This is a genomic window from Microbacterium sp. ARD32 (assembly GCF_031844385.1).
Lineage (GTDB): Bacteria > Actinomycetota > Actinomycetes > Actinomycetales > Microbacteriaceae > Microbacterium.
In genome coordinates this window covers 1,634,531-1,649,594 of record NZ_JAUZVD010000001.1, presented here as the reverse complement: position 1 = coordinate 1,649,594, position 15,064 = coordinate 1,634,531, and the positions used below count along the sequence as shown (strand labels likewise).

Here is a 15,064-nt window from a genome sequence, read left to right as displayed (position 1 = left end):
CGCGTTGCGCTTACCGTCGATGACGAGAACGCAATACCGGGAAACAGTTTAACCCTCTGCTAGAGGTTTAAGGTTTATCCCTCGTCAGGCTCGAATAACGGAGGCCGGCCATGAGCCAGAACCAGAACTACCTCGCCGTGATCAAGGTCGTCGGTGTCGGCGGTGGCGGCGTCAACGCCGTCAACCGCATGATCGAACTCGGACTCCGCGGCGTCGAGTTCATCGCCGTGAACACCGACGCGCAGGCGCTGCTGATGAGCGACGCCGACGTGAAGCTGGACGTGGGTCGCGAACTCACCCGGGGACTGGGCGCCGGCGCCGATCCTGAAGTGGGTCGTCGCGCCGCGGAGGACCACGCCGAGGAGATCGAGCAGGCCCTGACGGGTGCCGACATGGTGTTCGTCACCGCCGGCGAGGGCGGCGGGACCGGCACCGGCGGTGCGCCCGTCGTCGCGCGGATCGCGAAGTCGATCGGCGCGCTGACGATCGGCGTCGTCACCAAGCCGTTCTCGTTCGAGGGCCGCCGTCGCCAGAGCCAGGCGGAGGCCGGCGTGGCGAAGCTGAAGGAGGAGGTCGACACCCTCATCGTGGTGCCGAACGACCGCCTGCTGGAGATCAGCGACCGCGGCATCTCGATGATCGAGGCCTTCGCCACCGCCGACCAGGTGCTTCTGGCCGGTGTGCAGGGCATCACCGATCTCATCACCACCCCCGGCCTCATCAACCTCGACTTCGCCGACGTCAAGTCGGTGATGCAGGGCGCGGGTTCGGCCCTGATGGGCATCGGATCTGCCCGCGGCGCCGACCGGGCGATCAAGGCGGCCGAGCTGGCTGTCGAGTCGCCGCTGCTGGAGGCGTCCATCGAGGGCGCGCACGGCGTGCTGCTGTCGATCCAGGGTGGCTCGAACCTGGGCATCTTCGAGATCCACGACGCCGCCGACCTCGTCAAGGAGGCGGCGCACCCCGAGGCGAACATCATCTTCGGAACGGTCATCGACGACACCCTCGGCGACGAGGTGCGGGTGACCGTGATCGCGGCAGGATTCGACGGCGGAGAGCCGTCGCCGCGTCTGGAGCCGTTCGAGGCGACGCGTCCCGAGGCGGCACCGCTGCCGGAGGTGCGCGTCGAGGAGAAGGGCGAGGAGGACCGCGCCGAGCCCATCAAGCCCGCCGTGTCCGTCTCTGCGCCCTCGAGCATCGACCCGGCGTTCGACGACGGCGACATCGACATCCCCGAGTTCCTGAAGTAGGTCTCGGTGGGCGAACCGGAGCTCGCAGCGCGGCTCTCGGCGATCGACGAGCGGATCGCCGAGGCCGCGCTCCGAGCCGGTCGCGATCCGGGTGAGATCACCCGGATCGTCGTGACCAAGTTCCATCCGGCTCAGCTGGTTCGGGAGCTGCGTGCACTCGGTGTCGTCGAGGTGGGGGAGAACCGTCAGCAGGAGCTGACCGCCAAGCGCGCGGAGCTGCGGACGGATCAGGACCCCGCGCTGGATGACCTGAGGTGGCACTTCATCGGCCAGGCCCAGACCAATAAGGCCGCGGCGATCCGCCGCGCATCCGACGCGGTCCATTCCGTGGACCGCGTGCGGCTCGCGGATGCGCTGCACCGCGCTGCAGAGGACGACGGCGCACTCGATGTGCTCGTGCAGGTGAATCTCACGACGGACGCCGGACGGGGAGGCAGCGCGCTGGACGAGGCGGAATCCCTCGCCGAGCACGTGCTGCGACTGGACTCGCTGCGGCTGCGCGGTGTGATGGCCGTCGCACCTCTCGACGAGGAGCCGGCACGCGCGTTCGCGCGCCTGCGCTCCGTCGCCGATCGCATCCGCGGCCTGGCGCCCGAGGCGACCTGGATCTCCGCCGGCATGACCGCCGACTTCGTGTCGGCGATCGACGCCGGCGCGACACACCTGCGGATCGGCTCCGCAATAACCGGCCCGCGCCCTGCGCGGGGTTAACCTTTCAACCAGACCAGCCCGCACCGTTCGAACCGGAGGACACGATGGGTAACCCGCTGAAGAAGACCATGGTGTATCTCGGCCTCGCCGACGAGGAAGAGGTCTACGAGGAGACCGCCGCGCAGCCCGAGGTGCGCGCACCGCGTGAGCGTGAGCGCGAAGCGCGTGAGGAGCACGCTCCCGCGCCGGTGACGCCGCTGCGTCGGCCGACGGCCGTGCGCCAGCCGGCGGCGGGCACGGTCAACGAGATCCTCACCGTGCACCCCAAGCAGTACCGCGACGCGCAGGTCATCGCCGAGAACTTCCGCGACGGCGTGCCGGTGATCATCAATCTGTCGCAGATGAGCGACGCCGACGCGCGCCGTCTGATCGACTTCGCGAGCGGTCTGTCGCTGGGGCTGTACGGGCGCATCGAGCGGGTCACCAGCAAGGTGTTCCTCCTCTCGCCCGAGAACATCGCGGTCTCCGGTCAGGGCGGCATCGCCGCAGCGACGCCGGCCTCGTTCGACTCCTGACCTTGGCGACAGGTCTCGGCATCGTCGGCGGCATCGCCGAGCTGGTGCTGACGCTGTACCTGCTCGTGCTGTTCGCACGGCTGGTACTCGACTTCATTCCACTGTTCAGCCGGGAGTGGCGGCCGAAGGGCGCCGGGCTGGTGCTCGCCGAGCTCGTCTACACCGTGACCGATCCGCCGATCCGGCTGTTCCGGCGACTGGTCCCCCCGCTGCGGGTGGGTTCGATGGCACTGGATTTCGGCTGGACGCTGACCCTGGTCGTGGTGCTCATCGCGCTCGCGATCGCGCAAGCGCTCTGACCCGCCTCGGCGGGCGTCGCCCCGTCGCGACGCACAGGCTGGGGGACTATGCTTGGCTCCCAGACGCGCGCCGCGGGTACGCGTCCGAAGAACACCGCGCCATCTTCAACGACTGGCCGAAATGAACTCATCGAAAGAGGAGCCACCCATGGCACTTACCCCGGATGACGTCGTCCACAAGGAGTTCCAGCACGTCCGCTTCAAGGACGGGTTCGACCCGGAGGAGGTCGACGACTACCTCGACGAGATCGTCGTTGAGTGGCGCAAGACCATCGAGGAGAACAACGACCTGAAGGCCAAGCTGGCCGCCTTCGAGTCCGGTCAGAGCACCGGCCCGGTGGCCGCGGCGCCGGTCGCGGCGACGCCCGTCCAGGCCGCTCCGGCGCCTACCGCGGAGTCCTCCGCCACGGGCACGTCGGCCGGCATCATCGAGCTGGCGCAGCGCCTGCACGACGAGCACGTCGCCGAGGGCGAGTCCAAGCGCCGTCAGCTCATCTCCGAGGCCGAGGCCGAGGTCACCCGCATCCGCACCGAGGCCGAGGCCAAGCAGCGCGAGGAGTCGGCGCGTCTGGAGCGCGAGCGCAACACCCTCGAGAGCCGCATCACCGAACTGCGCGAGTTCGAGCGCGACTACCGCGGCAAGCTGCGCGCCCTGATCGAGGGCCAGCTCCGCGACCTGGACCAGAAGTCGTCGTCGGACTCGACACCCGTCTCCGCCATCGGCCTGTAGGTCGATCTTGACCGGACGTCGGCCGCTTCCTCGGTCGGCGGCCGGCGCGATCGTTGCGATCCTCGCGGCGCTCGTGCTGGCCGCCGACCAGTACGTGAAGCACCTCACCATCGAGCACCTGCCCTCCGAAGAGGCGGTGCCGGTGCTGGGGGACTTCCTTCAGCTGTACTACATCCGCAACTCGGGGGCCGCGTTCTCGATCGGCGCCGGCATGACGTGGATCTTCTCGATCGCACTGGCCGTGGTCGCCGTGGTCATCATCTGGAAGGTGCTGGGCGTGCGCTCGCGGCTGTGGGCCGTCGTGCTCGGCTGCCTGCTGGGCGGGGTGCTCGGGAACCTCTCGGACCGGCTGTTCCGCGCACCCGGAGTCGGCGTGGGGCACGTCGTGGACATGATCTCGATGCCCTGGATGCTGCCGGCCATCTTCAACGTCGCCGACGTGTTCATCGTGACCGGGATGATCTCGGTGGCGCTGCTGGTGGTCATGGGGTTGCGCCTGGACGGCACCCGCGAGCGGGATCACGTGGACGAGGCCGACATCGCGCAGGGCGGGGCAGCGCAGGGCGGGGCAGCGCAGGGCGACGCTTCGCGGGCCGACTCCGCGCAGGCCGGCACCGGTTCCGCATCGGGTGACGCCTGAGCATGCAGACGCGCAGCGTGCCCGTGCCCGACGGGCTGGACGGCGCGCGGGTCGATGCCGCGCTGGCGAAGATGCTCGGCTTCTCGCGCACCTTCGCCGCTGAGGTCGCCGAGGCCGGTGGCGTCGCGCTCGACGGCGCGCAGCTGGGGAAGTCGGACCGGCTCCGCGCCGGAGGCTGGCTCGAAGTGAGCTGGACGCCCAAGGAGGAGCCGCGGGTCGTGCCCATCGCCGTGCCCGAGCTCGGCATCGTGCACGACGACGACGACATCGTCGTGGTGGACAAGCCCACCGGCGTCGCCGCGCATCCCTCTCTCGGCTGGGAGGGTCCCACGGTCGTCGGCGCCCTCGCCGCCGCCGGGTTCCGCATCGCGACCAGCGGCGCACCCGAGCGTCAGGGCGTCGTGCACAGGCTCGACGTCGGCACCAGCGGCCTGATGGTCGTCGCCAAGACCGAGGCGGCGTACACCGACCTCAAGCGCGCGTTCAAGGAACGCACGGTCGAGAAGGTCTACCACGCGGTCGTGCAGGGGCATCCCGACCCGCTCGCCGGCACGATCGACGCGCCGATCGGGCGGCATCCGAACCATCACTGGAAGTTCGCCGTCGTGCCCGACGGCAAGCCCTCGGTCACGCACTACGAGACCCTGGAGGCGTTCCCCGGCGCCTCGCTGCTGGAGATCCACCTGGAGACGGGGCGCACGCATCAGATCCGCGTGCACATGGCCGCGCACCGGCATCCGTGCGTCGGCGACCCGCTGTACGGCGCCGATCCGACCCTGTCGGCCCGGCTGGGCCTGACCAGGCAGTGGCTGCACGCGCACCGGCTGGCGTTCACGCATCCGGGCACGGGGGAGTGGGTGCGGTTCGAGTCGCCGTACCCGGCCGATTTCGAGCACGCGCTCGAGGTGCTCGATCCGGGGCGCGAGCCGAACGGCTGACCCCCGGCATCCCGATCAGAACGACGCTTCGCGGGCGGCGGCGACCACGCCCTCGAGCGTGCGCTCCAGGAACGCGACGATCGTCGCGTCCGTCGCGCGCGCACCGCTCCGCTCGGCGGCGAGCGCGATCAGCGTCTCCTCGGTGAACGCGACCCACGATCGCAGCGCCAGGCGCAGTGCGGCCGTGTCCCGCTCGCCGAGCTCCACCAGGGATTCGCGCAGGTGCTCGGCGTTCGCCTCGCGCGCCTGATCGACCACCGCTCGCACCGACGGATCTCCACTCGCGATCCCGCGCACCAGGGAGAAGAACGTGCCGCGGTGGTCGTCGACGAACTGCGTGATGCGCAGCAGCACGTCGTGCACGCGCTCCCGCGGGGGCAGCTCGGGCTGGGGGAGCGTGGCTGTCAGCAGCGCGTCGCGAGCGGCCTGCACGACCGCCCGGTGCATTCCCTGCCTGGTGTCGAAGTAGTGGAACACCAGCGCCCGTGAGACGCCGGTCAGACCGGCGAGCACGTCGATGGTCAGATCATCCAGCGCGTGGTCGGCCAGGTAGCCGACTCCTGCCGCGATGAGCTGCGCACGGCGCTCGTCCGGGGTGAGGCGGACGCGACGCTCGGCGGGCATGGCTCCGATCCTAGCCGGGCACGGTATTGACTAAGAGTCAATGAGAGGTATTCTGGTTCGCGCGCCGACGACGACGCCACACAGGAGGATCGATGAAGTTCCGCAGCCCCAAGAAGCTGATCTCGAAGGCCACCGGCACGCACGCAGGACGCCTCACTCTGGCAGCGGTGCCCGTGGGCGTCGTCGCCGCACTGCTCGTGGGAGGCGTCGCGCAGGGACAGGTGCCGGTGTCGTTCGCCGTCTCCGGCAGCCAGTTCCAGATCAGCGCGAGCCTGCTCGAGGGCACGGGCTTCTCGCAGTACGCCGGGGTGGCCGAGGACACCGAAGGCGGCGAGCACACGGTCGCGATCGCGAACATCAAGAGCGCAACGCTCTCCGACCTGTGCCAGTCGGTCGTGTCCGAGACGCCGCTGGGCAAGGTGGGCGTGCTGATCAAGGCCGGCGGCGACAGCCCCGCCAGCGCATCCGATCTGCAGATCGGCATGACCGGGCTCAAGGGCGACGCCTCGTTCGGAAAGATCCGCATCGGGGTGGATGCATCGACCGTCAGCACCTCCGCCAAGGGGAGCGCGGGCGACTTCGCGCAGGATGCCGACACCGTGACCATCAAGAACCTGCAGCAGACCGCATGGAGCACCCAGGCATCCGTCTTCACCCTGACGGGCATGACACTGGAGCTCACGGACGGATCCAAGGGATGCTTCTGAGCGAGGCGATCTCTGAGACTCCGGAGGCGGCCATGACGAACCGCACGCGCAGCACCGCGATGTCGCGGTTCCGTCGCTGGCGAGGGCAGCGACCCTTCGTCGGCGGGCTGCTCCTGGTGCTCTCGGGCCTCGAGCTGTTCTTCTCGGGTCAGCTGGACTTCGGGGAACTGCACATCCAGCTGGGCATCGAGGGACTGCAGGCTACGATCATCCCCGTCGTGCTGGTGCTGCTGGGCGTCCTGGCCATGACGATGCCCGCCCATCATGTCTTCTACGGCGTGATCGCGCTGGCTGTGGCGCTGTACTCGCTGGTCGGCGTGAACCTGGGCGGGTTCATCGTGGGGATGCTGCTCGGTTGCATCGGCGGCATCCTCGTGGTCGCGTGGATGCCGGGCCGCCGGCGCGCCCGGGAATCCGAGGAGGCGGCTGCGTGAGTCGGCGCCTCAGCCGCTCGGCGGTCGCCGCGGTCGTGCTGTGCGCGCTGCTGACGCCGCTGACTCTCGGCGCCTCGGCGCCGGCGGGGGTGCGCCCGGCGCTGTGCATCCCGCTGATCTGGTGTCCTCAGCCGGATCCGACGCCGTCATCGCCGGCCACGAGCACCCCCGAGCCCACCGGCCCGGAGCAGGACGCGGGCGACCAGGGTGCGGGCGATGAGGGTGCGGGCGACCAGGGCGGGGCCGATCAGGATGCCGACGGCCAGGGTGGCGACGAGCGGGGCACGGACGATCCGGAGGGCGCCGACTCCGAGAAGGACTCCGGCACCGATGGCGATGCGGTAGCTGATCCCGAGCATCCTGCCGATCCCGACTCGGAGAAGACGGCGACCCCGCCGCCCGCCCAGCCCGATCCGGACGCGCCGGTGTTCACCGGAACTCCCGCGCAGATGGCATCGGACGGGCTGTCGTTCAGCGGCCTGCGGTCGATCGGCCTGGTCACGGTGCCCACGATCGACGGCGAGCGCATCCGGGTGCTCAAGATCAGCGCCGACGAGATCACGCTCACCGGCTTCTCACTGTCGGTTCGGCCGCCGCAGCGGGACGGCCTCGTCACGGACGCCGACACGATGTCGCTGAAAGGGCATGTCACGGTGTACTTGGGCTCGCTCACAGCCACGGGCAGGGACGGCGAGACGCTGCTCTCGCTCGGCGTGGACACTCCGCCGTCGCTGGACGACGTCGAACCCGGCCTGCTGCACGTGAGCATGGGACTGGTCGGCACCATCGCCGACTCGATCGGCTACACGAACACCGACCAGCGGATCGTCGCGAGCAGGTGACCCTGCGGGGTCTCAGCGCCTGACGCGGCCGCCGCGGAAGTGCGCAGGGTCGTCCTCGGCCATCGCCAGGGCGATCTTGCGCACGTGGGCGCCGTCGACGTCGCCCATCGCGGCGAGGTCGTAGAAGCCCACCTCGGTCAGCTCGCCGTCCGCCGGATGCGGTTCGCCCGACACCCACGAGCAGCGGAAGACGATCTCGGTGTAGTCGACCTGGTCGCCGTTGGCGTAGGTGATCCGCGGCAGGGCGTGCACCAGCGCGACCCGCTCGACCGACACGACGACGCCGGCCTCCTCGAGGCACTCGCGTGCCGCGGCATCCGCCGGCTCCTCTCCGGGCTCCACGATGCCGGCGACGCACTGCCAGGTGCCGTTGTCGGCGCGCTTTCCCAGCAGGACCTTCTCATCGCGGAACACGACCGCCGTCGTGCCGACGAGGGGGAGCGGGTCATGCCCGATGCGCTCGCGCAGAGACAGGACGAAGTCGGGAGTGGCCATACGATTCAGCGTATCGGCGTGCGAAGGGAAGAAAGCGTGAACCGAAAGCGCGGACCCGGGCAATACCGAGTGTGAGCACAGACAGCGAGATCATCGAACGGTCGCTCGAGGAGCCCGAGGCCTTCTCGGGGATCTTCGAGAGGCACGTGCGGCCCGTCGGCGGCTACATCCGCCGTCGGGTGGGCGCGGATGCCGTGGACGACGCCCTCAGCGAGACGTTCCTGGTGGCGTTCCGGCGGCGCTCGTCCTACGACCTCGCCGTCGGTTCGGCGCTGCCGTGGCTGCTGGGCATCGCCACGCGCGTCGTCAAGCGGCACCGTGCGGACGAGGCGCGGCAGTGGCGGTCGTTCGAGGCGGCGTCCGGGGCGGCATCCGTTGTGGATGCCGGTCACGGCGCGGCCGAGGAGCGGATGGATGCGGATGCCGCGCTGCGTGCGCTCGCGCCGCGCATCGCCGCGCTGTCGCCGCGCGACCGGGACACCCTGCTGCTGTACGCGTGGGGTGATCTGACCTATGAGCAGATCGCCCTGGCGCTGCACGTGCCGGTCGGCACGGTGCGGTCGCGCCTGAACCGGGTGCGCCGCAAGCTCGCACCCCCGGGTTCGCATTCCGCGGCCCGACTGACCTGGATGGCGAAGGAGGAGAGCGATGTCGCTTATGGAACGGGTGCGTGAGGTCGGCACCGAGCAGGCGCACATCGAGGAGAGCACGGTGGCAGGAGCTCGCGGTGCACTGATGCGGGAGATCGCGCGGAGCAAGCCCGCCTTGCGCGCTCGACGACGGATGCCGCGCTGGGCGGGGCTCGGCATCGGCGGAGTCGTCGCGGGCGCCGCAGCAGTCACGGCGATCGTGCTCGGCTCGGTCGTCGCCCCGGTCCCCGCAGCGGTTCCGACAGCCTCAGCAGCGGTGGCGCAGGTGATGAACCACGCCGCCGAGGTCACGATCCATGCGTCGGATACCACGCTGCTGCCAGGACAGTATCTCCGGATTGAGAGAAAGACCGACCAACTCGTCACCGACTCGCAGAATGCCGGAGACAAGCCGACCGAGAACGCATTCCGGAAGGTCGTGACAGACGTCTTCTACGTCCCCGCTGACCGTTCCGATGACTGGTACGTGGACACCCGGGCTCCAGTCGAGATCACGAAGGAGTGGGGAAAGGACGCTGAGAAGTTTCGGCGCTCGATCTTCTCGGACGCTCCTGTCCGCGATGAGCAACTGATCAGATTGCGCATGAAAGGGCAGCATCTCGTCGAGAACGGCTACGTCGCATACTCGGCCGAGGAGTTCGCCGCCATGCCTCGGGATCCCGAGGAGCTGATCCGATGGTTCAGGGTGAACGAGAACGCGCAGCCGGGATACGAATCGCTCTCTATCCTCAATGCCGTGTACCTGGGCCTTCCACCGGCAGATCTTCGTGCGGCTCTGTTTCGGGCCCTCGCTCTCGTCCCCGGATGGGAGGTCGCACATGAAGACGGTTCACGGGCCACCCTGACGCGCTTCTTCGATGTCCCGGGCGGCGGGAGATCATGGCAGAGCTTCGTCATCGATACCGAAGCCGGCATGATCGTCGAAGTCGCGGACTCGCCCTGGGGTGTTGTGGGGAACCTGATCCCCGCAGATGAGCCCGGGGATCTGCAGTCCTTCAGCACTTCGGTCGTGGACTCGTTGCCCTGAGGAGATGCTCGTCGTTCCGCATCCGCTCCTCCCGGCCCCGGCACCGGTACCCGGTGTCGGGGCCGCCTCGTAGACTCGAAGCATGGCCTCCGACTCCTTCGTGCACCTGCATGTCCACAGCGAGTACTCCATGCTGGACGGGGCGGCCAAGATCGCCGCGATGACGCAGGCGGCGGCCGATTACGGGATGCCGGCGATCGCCGTCACCGACCACGGCAACACCTTCGCGGCCTTCGAGTTCTACAACGCGGCGAAGAACGCCGGAGTCAAGCCCATCATCGGGCTGGAGGCGTACGTCACGCCCGGCACGCACCGCAGCGACAAATCGCGCGTGGCCTGGGGGTCGCCCGACCAGAAGAGCGATGACGTCTCCGGGTCAGGCGCCTACACGCACATGACGATGTGGAGCCAGAACACCACCGGGATGCACAATTTGTTCCGGCTCAGCTCGCTCTCCAGCATCGAGGGCTACTACTTCAAGCCGCGCATGGATCGCGAACTGCTGCAGAACTACAGCGAGGGGCTGATCGCGACCACCGGATGCCCCTCCGGCGAGATCCAGACTCGCCTGCGGCTGGGGCAGTACGATGCCGCGAAGGCCGCTGCGGCGGAGTTCCAGGACATCTTCGGCAAGGAGAACTACTTCTGCGAGCTGATGGATCACGGCCTGTCCATCGAGCGGCGGGTGAACTCGGATCTGCTGCGGATCGCCAAGGAACTGAGCATCCCGCTGGTGGCCACCAACGACTCGCACTACACGCACCAGCACGAGGCCGACGCGCACGAGGCCCTGCTGTGCGTGCAGTCCGGCTCCACGATGGACGACCCCAACCGCTTCAAGTTCGACGGCGACGGGTACTACATCAAGACCGCGCAGGAGATGCGGCAGCTGTTCCGCGATCACCCGGATGCCTGTGACAACACGCTGCTGATCGCCGAGCGCTGCGAGGTGGAGTTCGACACGTCGGCCAACTACATGCCGAACTTCCCGGTGCCCGACGGCGAGACCGAGGAGAGCTGGCTGGTCAAGGAGGTCGATCGCGGCCTGCACTACCGCTACCCGAACGGCATCCCCGACAAGGTGCGCGAGCGCGCGGACTACGAGCTGGGCATCATCCTGCAGATGAAGTTCCCCGGCTACTTCCTCGTGGTCGCCGACTTCATCAACTGGGCCAAGGACAACGGCGTGCGGGTCGGCCCCGGTCGCGGATCCGGCGCCGGGTCGATGGTCGCCTACGCGATGCGGATCACCGATCTCGATCCGCTCGAGCACGGCCTGATCTTCGAGCGCTTCCTGAACCCCGACCGCGTCTCGATGCCCGACTTCGACGTCGACTTCGACGACCGCCGTCGCGGCGAGGTCATCGACTACGTCACCGAGAAGTACGGCTCGGAGCGCGTCTCGCAGATCGTCACCTACGGCACGATCAAGTCCAAGCAGGCGCTGAAGGACGCCGGCCGTGTGCTCGGCTTCCCGTTCAGCATGGGGGAGCGTCTGACCAAGGCCATGCCGCCGGCCGTGATGGGCAAGGACATGCCGCTGAGCGGAATGTTCGACTCCGAGCATCCGCGGTACAAGGAGGCCAGCGAGTTCCGCGCGCTGATCGAGACCGACCCCGAGGCGAAGACGGTCTTCGACCGAGCACTCGGGCTGGAGGGCCTCAAGCGCCAGTGGGGCGTGCACGCGGCAGGTGTCATCATGTCGTCGCATCCGCTGCTCGACATCATCCCCATCATGAAGCGCGAGCAGGACGGCCAGATCGTCACGCAGTTCGACTACCCGTCCTGCGAATCGCTCGGCCTGATCAAGATGGACTTCCTGGGGCTGCGCAACCTCACGATCATCTCCGACGCGCTGGACAACATCCGGATGAACCGGGGAGAGGAGCTCGACCTCGAGCATCTCGAACTCGATGATCGCGCCACCTACGAGCTGCTCACGCGCGGCGACACGCTGGGCGTGTTCCAGCTCGACTCCACCCCGCTGCGCTCGCTGATGCGCCTGATGAAGCCCGACACCTTCGACGACATCTCGGCCCTCATCGCCCTGTACCGTCCGGGTCCGATGGGCGCGAACTCGCACACCAACTACGCGTTGCGCAAGAACGGGCAGCAGCCGATCACCCCGATCCATCCCGAGCTCGAGGAGCCGCTGGATGAGATCCTCTCGGAGTCCTACGGCCTGATCATCTATCAGGAGCAGGTCATGGCCATCGCGCAGAAGGTCGCCGGCTTCACGCTCGGCGAAGCAGACATCCTGCGCCGCGCGATGGGAAAGAAGAAGAAGTCCGAGCTCGACAAGCAGTACGCCGGCTTCCACCAGGGCATGATCGACCGCGGATTCAGTGAGGGCGCGGTCAAGGCGCTCTGGGACATCCTGCTGCCGTTCTCGGACTACGCGTTCAACAAAGCGCACTCCGCCGCCTACGGACTGGTGTCGTACTGGACCGGGTACCTGAAGGCGCACTACCCGGCCGAGTACATGGCTGCCCTGCTGACGAGCGTCGGCGACTCCAAGGACAAGATGGCCGTGTATCTCAACGAGTGCCGCCGGATGGGCATCAAGGTGCTTCCGCCGGACGTGTCCGAGTCGATCAACTTCTTCGCAGCCGTCGGGGAGGATGTGCGCTTCGGGCTTGGCGCCGTGCGCAACGTGGGCGGCAACGTCGTCGACGGCATCATCCAGGCCCGCAAGGACGGCCCGTATGCCTCGTTCCACGATTTCCTCGACAAGGTGCCGCTGCACGTGTCGAACAAGCGCACGGTGGAGTCGCTGATCAAGGCCGGCGCGTTCGACACGATGGGGAACACGCGCCGTGCGCTGCTGGAGATCCATGAGGACGCGGTCGAGGCGTCGGTGGATCGCAAGCGCAACGAGGCCCAGGGCGCCATCGGCTTCGACTTCGACAGCCTGTACGACGAGGAGGCCGCGCCCGCCAAGGTGCCGGAGCGCCCGGAATGGGTCAAGAAGGACAAGCTCGCCTTCGAGCGCGAGATGCTCGGCCTGTACGTCTCGGACCACCCGCTCGCTGGACTGGAGGTGCCGCTGGCCAAGCACGCGTCCATCTCGATCAACGACCTGCTGACCTCGGAGGATCTGCAGGACGGCGATCAGGTCACCGTGGCGGGGCTGGTCACCAGCGTGCAGCACCGGGTCGCCAAGGCCAGCGGCAACCCCTACGGCATGATCACCGTCGAGGACTTCAACGGCGAGGTCACCGTGATGTTCATGGGCAAGACGTACACCGAGTACCAGCACGTGCTGCAGCAGGATGCCATCCTCGCGGTGCGCGGGCGGGTCTCGCGGCGCGATGACGGGCTGAACCTGCACGCGCAGTCGGCGTTCGCGCCCGACGTCGGCTCGTTCGACGCCGCCGGACCGCTCTCGCTGCTGGTGGCCGAGCAGCGTGCGACCGAGCGGATGATGCAGGAGCTCGCCGAGGTGCTGCGTCGCCACGCCGGAGAGACCGAGGTGCTCCTGCGCGTGCATCGCGGCGGATCGGCGAAGGTGTTCGAGGTGCCCATGCCTGTGACCGTCTCCGCCGACCTGTTCGGGGACCTGAAATCGCTGCTCGGGCCCACCTGCCTGGGCTGATGAGAGGGCGCTGCATGAAACGTCTCTCAGGTTCCTCCCGTCGGCCTCGGTAGGATCGGGACTCGCGAGAGGACATGACCGAGAGACGAGAGGATCCCGCTCGATGAGCACCGCAGCTGCCGGCACCGGACCCGACGACCAGGCGGACTCCGACGACTCGGTGTACGACGCGGACGCTGTCTACTACGAGGACGAGGTTCAGCCGGAGCACGGCATCCTGGGCTTCACGTTGCGCGAGCTCATCATCGTCGGCGCCTGGGTCGTGGCCTTCACCGTGTCGTTCTTCGCGGCGTCACCGTTCGGAGCGTCCGTCTGGACTCGCGGGATCGACTGGATCCTGACGATCGGCCTGCCGACAGCGGCCGTGTTCCTCGTCGTGCTGCGTCGATTCTCGCCCGAGGGGATCCGACGGGTGGGCTCACTGGGGATCGACCAGTTCGCGTCGGTCGCCGCCGCGGTCTCGGCGACGGCGTGGGCGCAGCTGCTGTGGCGTCAGGTCGCGGCGACTCTCGATGCGGGCACGCTGCTCGTCGGCTGGGTGCCGATCGTCGCCCTGGTCGCGCTGCTCGTGCTGGTTGCGGCGACGATCTTCGCGCCGCTCGTTCCCGGGTTGCGCGAGGACTTCGTCGGCCGGATGGAGACTCTCGCGCATCGCAACGCGAACCCCGTGCGCCCGGTGATCCCCCGGCCGCGACCGGAGCAGCCGGTCGCCGATGACGAGCAGGTGGATGCTGGGCAGGCGGACGCTGGCCCGGTGGATGCTGCGGTCGCACCGGTCGCCGAGACGAGTCTGACGGTGGCCGCCGAGCCTCTTCCCGCACCGCCCCGCACTGCCGAGCACGCCGCCTCCGCCGAGATGCCCGTTCCGGAGCAGACTTCCGGCACCGAGCAGACTTCCGGCGCCGAGCAGGCTTCCGGTACCGAGCAGGCCTCCGGCTTCGAGCCGGTCCCGGACTTCGAGGTGGACGATGACGCGACCCGCGCGATCGATGTGATCCCGCCGCCCCCGGCCTCCGTCGTGAGCGCGCCGGAGGTGAGCATGCCCGAGGGGAGCACGCCCGAGGGGAGCACGCCCGAGGGGAGCACGCCCGAGGGGGATGCTGTCGCCGCCCATACTGCGGTCGTCGACGATGTGCCGGAGGTCGACGGCCCCGCCGCCGATCCCGAGCCGCGGGACGCGGGAACGGCGTACACCGATCCCATCGGGGCGCTGCACGAGATCTTCGCCGAGCACGCTCAACAGAGCGACGCTCAACACAGCGAAGAGCAGCAGAGCGACCCGCACCGGTTCGCCGCCCCGCCTCCGTCCGAAGGCGAGCCGCCGCTCCGGCGCAACCGCAGCGAGCGGACCCCGCCGACCTACGCCGATCCGCAGCCGTTCTGGATTCTCGCGCGGACCGAGCGGGACGTGCTGGACGAGCACGGGCATCCACTGTTCCGGATCGGACCCGACGCGTGGACCCTCGTCATCGAGGACCGCGGCGGCGCCTACGTGGTCCGGCACGACGACGGCCGGATCGGCTACCTCCACGACCTCGCAGACATCACGAAGGGCTGACACACGTGCGCACCATCGATCTTCGCGGGCGGACCCTCTCCACCGCGGA

General features: G+C 68.7%; 16 protein-coding genes. 14 read left to right on the top strand and 2 right to left on the bottom strand.

Going from position 1 to position 15,064, the window contains the following annotated elements:
* Positions 1–110 precede the first annotated feature (110 nt).
* From ftsZ to Q9R19_RS07810, 7 genes are all read left to right on the top strand, one after another.
* Positions 111–1,250 carry a cell division protein FtsZ gene (gene ftsZ, locus Q9R19_RS07840; RefSeq protein ID WP_311255752.1) on the top strand — a complete coding sequence of 380 codons (1,140 nt, stop codon included), beginning with the start codon at positions 111–113 and terminating at the stop codon, positions 1,248–1,250.
* Positions 1,251–1,256: 6 nt separating this feature from the next.
* Positions 1,257–1,961, top strand: a complete 705-nt coding sequence (locus Q9R19_RS07835; RefSeq protein WP_311255751.1) for a YggS family pyridoxal phosphate-dependent enzyme — start codon at positions 1,257–1,259, stop codon at positions 1,959–1,961.
* Between the two features lie 44 nt (positions 1,962–2,005).
* Entirely contained in the window at positions 2,006–2,476 is a 471-nt protein-coding gene (locus Q9R19_RS07830) for a cell division protein SepF (protein WP_311255750.1), read from the top strand.
* 2 nt (positions 2,477–2,478) lie between these two features.
* The gene (locus Q9R19_RS07825) at positions 2,479–2,775 is read left to right on the top strand and encodes a YggT family protein (protein ID WP_311255749.1); all 297 of its coding nucleotides are present in this window, start codon (positions 2,479–2,481) and stop codon (positions 2,773–2,775) included.
* Between the two features lie 148 nt (positions 2,776–2,923).
* Entirely contained in the window at positions 2,924–3,505 is a 582-nt protein-coding gene (locus Q9R19_RS07820) for a DivIVA domain-containing protein (protein ID WP_311255748.1), read from the top strand.
* 7 nt (positions 3,506–3,512) lie between these two features.
* A complete protein-coding gene (gene lspA / locus Q9R19_RS07815; RefSeq protein ID WP_311255747.1) occupies positions 3,513–4,145 on the top strand; it encodes a signal peptidase II in 633 nt (210 codons plus the stop codon).
* A 2-nt stretch (positions 4,146–4,147) separates the two neighbouring features.
* Positions 4,148–5,083 (top strand): RluA family pseudouridine synthase, encoded by a 936-nt coding sequence (locus tag Q9R19_RS07810; RefSeq protein ID WP_311255746.1) that lies wholly within the window; start codon positions 4,148–4,150, stop codon positions 5,081–5,083.
* A gap of 15 nt (positions 5,084–5,098) precedes the next feature.
* Here the strand turns inward: Q9R19_RS07810 and Q9R19_RS07805 are convergent, their stop codons facing one another.
* Positions 5,099–5,707: a TetR/AcrR family transcriptional regulator gene (locus Q9R19_RS07805; RefSeq protein WP_311255745.1), complete on the bottom strand. Its 609-nt coding sequence runs from the start codon at positions 5,705–5,707 to the stop codon at positions 5,099–5,101.
* Positions 5,708–5,799: 92 nt separating this feature from the next.
* On the opposite strand from Q9R19_RS07805, the gene Q9R19_RS07800 reads away from it, so the two are divergent.
* From Q9R19_RS07800 to Q9R19_RS07790, 3 genes are read left to right on the top strand one after another with little or no spacing between them, the layout of a single operon-like run.
* Complete coding sequence (locus tag Q9R19_RS07800; RefSeq protein ID WP_311255744.1) at positions 5,800–6,414, top strand: DUF6230 family protein; 615 nt, start codon at positions 5,800–5,802, stop codon at positions 6,412–6,414.
* Between the two features lie 32 nt (positions 6,415–6,446).
* Positions 6,447–6,848 (top strand): DUF6114 domain-containing protein, encoded by a 402-nt coding sequence (locus Q9R19_RS07795; protein ID WP_311255743.1) that lies wholly within the window; start codon positions 6,447–6,449, stop codon positions 6,846–6,848.
* Positions 6,845–7,690 (top strand): hypothetical protein, encoded by an 846-nt coding sequence (locus Q9R19_RS07790; protein WP_311255742.1) that lies wholly within the window; start codon positions 6,845–6,847, stop codon positions 7,688–7,690. Before Q9R19_RS07795 ends, Q9R19_RS07790 begins: the two co-directional genes overlap by 4 nt.
* Positions 7,691–7,702: 12 nt before the next feature.
* Here the strand turns inward: Q9R19_RS07790 and Q9R19_RS07785 are convergent, their stop codons facing one another.
* The gene (locus Q9R19_RS07785; RefSeq protein WP_311255741.1) at positions 7,703–8,185 is read right to left on the bottom strand and encodes an NUDIX domain-containing protein; all 483 of its coding nucleotides are present in this window, start codon (positions 8,183–8,185) and stop codon (positions 7,703–7,705) included.
* Positions 8,186–8,256: 71 nt separating this feature from the next.
* On the opposite strand from Q9R19_RS07785, the gene Q9R19_RS07780 reads away from it, so the two are divergent.
* The 4 genes from Q9R19_RS07780 to Q9R19_RS07765 all read left to right on the top strand — a co-directional run bounded on the left by Q9R19_RS07780 (position 8,257) and on the right by Q9R19_RS07765 (position 15,015).
* Positions 8,257–8,859 carry an RNA polymerase sigma factor gene (locus tag Q9R19_RS07780; RefSeq protein ID WP_311255740.1) on the top strand — a complete coding sequence of 201 codons (603 nt, stop codon included), beginning with the start codon at positions 8,257–8,259 and terminating at the stop codon, positions 8,857–8,859.
* Complete coding sequence (locus tag Q9R19_RS07775; protein WP_311255739.1) at positions 8,834–9,862, top strand: hypothetical protein; 1,029 nt, start codon at positions 8,834–8,836, stop codon at positions 9,860–9,862. The genes Q9R19_RS07780 and Q9R19_RS07775 overlap by 26 nt, the downstream gene beginning before the upstream one ends.
* Before the next feature lie 82 nt (positions 9,863–9,944).
* The gene (dnaE, locus tag Q9R19_RS07770) at positions 9,945–13,457 is read left to right on the top strand and encodes a DNA polymerase III subunit alpha (protein ID WP_311255738.1); all 3,513 of its coding nucleotides are present in this window, start codon (positions 9,945–9,947) and stop codon (positions 13,455–13,457) included.
* A 103-nt stretch (positions 13,458–13,560) separates the two neighbouring features.
* On the top strand, positions 13,561–15,015 hold the full coding sequence (locus tag Q9R19_RS07765; protein ID WP_311255737.1) for a hypothetical protein: 1,455 nt from the start codon (positions 13,561–13,563) through the stop codon (positions 15,013–15,015).
* The last annotated feature ends 49 nt before the right edge of the window (positions 15,016–15,064 follow it).